Source organism: Burkholderia sp. AU45388 (assembly GCF_030481585.1).
GTDB classification, from domain to species: domain Bacteria; phylum Pseudomonadota; class Gammaproteobacteria; order Burkholderiales; family Burkholderiaceae; genus Burkholderia; species Burkholderia sola.
This window is the reverse complement of the sequence record NZ_JAUJPV010000058.1, coordinates 1-2,486: the sequence shown is the minus strand read 5'-3', so window position 1 is coordinate 2,486 and position 2,486 is coordinate 1. Positions and strand designations below refer to the sequence as shown.

Genomic DNA, 2,486 nt, shown 5'->3' with positions numbered 1-2,486 from the left:
GGCTTGGTGGGCGCAGGTTTTGGCGCGGGGCAGGTCGGCGTGATGGGGATGCTGGGGCACTATTGGAGCACCACATTGTTCCCGATGCTGACCGCCATCGTACTGCTCGTTCAGACCGTGGGCGGATCGCTCGTCGCGATCCTGGCCGGCGCTTATTTCGACGCGCATCAGACGTATCTCCCGGTGATCTTCGTCATCGGGGCGCTGAACCTGCTGGCGATGTTGGGGGTGTGGATCACTTCTCCGCAACCGAAACAACATAAGGTCGAATCGAGCTCGGCTTCGACCTAATTCTTTGGGTAGTTTGCAATCTCAAGCGAGGTAACTGATACATGAAGCTCCTGAGTTTCCGCGTCGGCGGAAAAGCGACGTTCGGCGCAGTGGTCGATGGTCGGGCACTTGATCTCAAGAAGAGCCTGAACGACAAGTACGTCGATTTGCTGGCCGCGCTGCAAGCTGGCGCGCTGGACGAACTGGAAGAAGCGGCCTCCCGTGGTGGGCTCTCATACGATCTCGACGAAATCGAGTTTCTGCCGGTCATTCCGAATCCGCCCAAGATCCTCTGCATCGGCATCAACTACGAGACCCACCGCAGTGAGACGGGCAAGGACCCGTCGGCCAAGCCGTGGGTGTTCGCGCGCTTCGCCAACTCTCAGGTGGGCCACGGTCAGCCGCTGATTGCGCCGCTGGAGTCGGAGAGATTCGACTACGAAGGCGAGATCGCGGTGATCATCGGCAAGCGCGGCCGCCGTATTTCTCAAGAGGCATCGTGGGAGCATATCGCCGGCTACGCGCCCTACAACGATGGTTCGGTACGCGATTGGCAACGTCACACGCCGCAGTGGGTGCCTGGCAAGAACTTCGTGGGAAGCGGTGGCTTCGGGCCTTGGATGGCCACGCGTGGCGAGATTCCCGATAACGCCGAATTGCATCTGTCGACGCGTCTGAACGGTCGCGAGCTCCAGCGCGCGACGAGCCACGAGATGATTCAATCCATTCCGCAGCTCATCGAGTATTGTTCCACGTTCACCGAGCTCGAGCCGGGCGACGTCATCGTCACCGGCACGCCGGGTGGTGTGGGCGCGCGTCAGGAGCCGCCGTTGTTCATGAAGGACGGCGATATCGTCGAGATCGAGATTGCCGAGATTGGCGTGTTGCGTAATCCGGTTAAGCAGGAAGCACCTGCGGTATAGCGGAAAATATTCATCGCGGTGGCCCGTCAGGGTTTTTTAGCAGCGAAGATACTTTCAAAAATTCTTTAGTTAGGAGATTCCTATGTCGACCGATTCACAACTTGAGCAGAATAAGGCTATCGTGCGCGACTTCTTTCAGAAGGTCTTCGTCGAGCACGAAGTGGATGCCGGCCTGCTGAATTTTCGGCCTGACTATATCCAGCACAACCCGATGGTTCCGACGGGCCTCGAGGCCGTCAGGGCCGCCTTCAAGCAAGGCATCCAGAACGTCTCGACGGAGATCAAGCGGATCATCGCTGAAGGCGATCTGGTTGTCGTGCACCACCATTTCAAGTTCGACCCTGCCAGCCTCGGTGCGGCGGTGATCGATATCTTCCGGATCGAGAACGGCAAGATCGCCGAGCACTGGGATGTCATGACGCCGGTTCCCGAGAAGCCCAATAACAACAACAGCATGTTCTGAGAACGCGCACAGCCAATGATTGGAGGCACATAGGTATGGCTAAAACTATCGTCATCGTGGGGGCTGGCGCGACAAGCGGATTTTCGATCGCTCGGGAGTTCGGCAGCCAGGGTTTCAATGTCGGCTTGATCGCGCGGAAGCAGGAGAACCTGGACAAGCTGGTCGCCGATCTCGCCAGTGCCGGCGTCACATCGGTCAAGACCCGTTTGGCAGACGTGACCAAGGCGTCAGAACTGAGCGACGCGCTCGATGGTTTGCGTGCGGAGTTCGGCTCGATCGATGTGCTCGAATACAGCCCGGCGCTGGGGTTCCAGAATTATCGTGCGACGGCCGATGTTACGGCCGAGAACGCACGTTATTCGTTCGACGTGTTGGTCGGGGGTGCGATAACGGCCGTCCACAACGTGTTGCCCGACATGTTTGCTCGCAAAGAAGGCGCTTTGCTGTTTACCGCCGGCGCCTCGGCGTTGAATCCCATTCCGTTCCTCGCCAACGTGGGCATTGCGACAGCAGGATTGCGCAATTACCTGTCCAATCTGAACGGAGCAGTGGCAGCGAAGGGTATTTACGTCGGGACGATCTACGTGGGTGGCGTAATGAAGCGGGGAACGGAGGTCGACCCAGACAAGATCGCCGCGAAGTTCTTCGAGATGTATACGAAGCGGGACAAGAGCGAGGAAATCGTTCTCGGGCCGCCGCCACCTCCGAAGTCGTGATCTGAAAGATCGCCACGCCATCACGTCAGAATGCTGAAATGGTGCCGCCATTTGTCTACACGGGGGTGGCATCCCGTGTAGTTTTTGGAGAAGGCTGCCCGAAAACTGCTAGCC

At 58.4% G+C, this 2,486-nt stretch carries 3 protein-coding genes and 1 pseudogene; all 4 read left to right on the top strand.

The window, feature by feature from the left end; translation table 11 throughout:
* Nucleotides 1–291: pseudogene (locus QZM72_RS35370) on the top strand (hypothetical protein); the annotation flags it as partial.
* A gap of 41 nt (nt 292–332) precedes the next feature.
* A complete protein-coding gene (locus QZM72_RS35365) occupies nt 333–1,193 on the top strand; it encodes a fumarylacetoacetate hydrolase family protein (protein WP_124703033.1) in 861 nt (286 codons plus the stop codon).
* Nucleotides 1,194–1,275: 82 nt separating this feature from the next.
* Nucleotides 1,276–1,656 carry a nuclear transport factor 2 family protein gene (locus tag QZM72_RS35360; RefSeq protein ID WP_089471831.1) on the top strand — a complete coding sequence of 127 codons (381 nt, stop codon included), beginning with the start codon at nt 1,276–1,278 and terminating at the stop codon, nt 1,654–1,656.
* Nucleotides 1,657–1,691: 35 nt separating this feature from the next.
* Entirely contained in the window at nt 1,692–2,372 is a 681-nt protein-coding gene (locus QZM72_RS35355) for an SDR family oxidoreductase (protein ID WP_089471830.1), read from the top strand.
* Nucleotides 2,373–2,486 lie beyond the last annotated feature (114 nt).